The organism is Streptomyces sp. NRRL WC-3549 (assembly GCF_000721935.1).
Lineage (GTDB): Bacteria > Actinomycetota > Actinomycetes > Streptomycetales > Streptomycetaceae > Streptomyces.
The window spans coordinates 37214-37764 of the sequence record NZ_KL585423.1 but is presented as its reverse complement, the minus strand read 5'-3'; the positions used below and the strand labels follow the sequence as shown (position 1 = coordinate 37764).

Sequence of the window (551 nt, the reverse complement as noted above, 5' to 3'; positions counted from 1 at the left end):
GGGCGGCGCGGTCCTCGCGCTCGCCGTCGTGGCCGCGTTCGCCGCGCTCTTCCTGGGCGTCGCCGTCGTCTCGGTGTTCGGGTGCCTCGCCGCCGTCCTGCTCATCACGACGGACCTGGCACCCGTGCACACCGCCGGGATCGTCGCCGTCCTGGCCGTGGTCCTGGGCGCCTTCGTCCCCTCGCTGGCCTTCCGGATGTCCGGGATGCGCATGCCGCCCCTGCCGACCAACGCCCAGCAGTTGCAGGAGGGCATCGAGCCGCACGCCACCTCCGTGGTCTCGGCCCGCGCCGTCCTCGCCGACGGCTGGATGACCTCGCTGTACGGTGCGGTGGGCGTGGTCGCCGCCGGATGCCTCCTCGCCCTGGGCCGGGAGCGCGGACTGGCCGAGACCGTCATGACGGTGGCGCTGTGCCTGCTGCTCCTCCTGCACGCGCGGGGACTGGGCAACATCTGGCAGCGCATGTCGCTGGTGGTCCCGGGGGTGACGGGGCTGCTCCTGCTGGTGCTGGTCGCCGCCCCGGCCGCCTCGCCGGGCCACCGGCTGGTGA

1 pseudogene is annotated in these 551 nt (G+C 74.6%); it reads left to right on the top strand.

What is annotated here, in order from left to right:
* A pseudogene (locus tag IH13_RS0126515) lies at positions 1 to 551 on the top strand (type VII secretion integral membrane protein EccD); the annotation flags it as partial.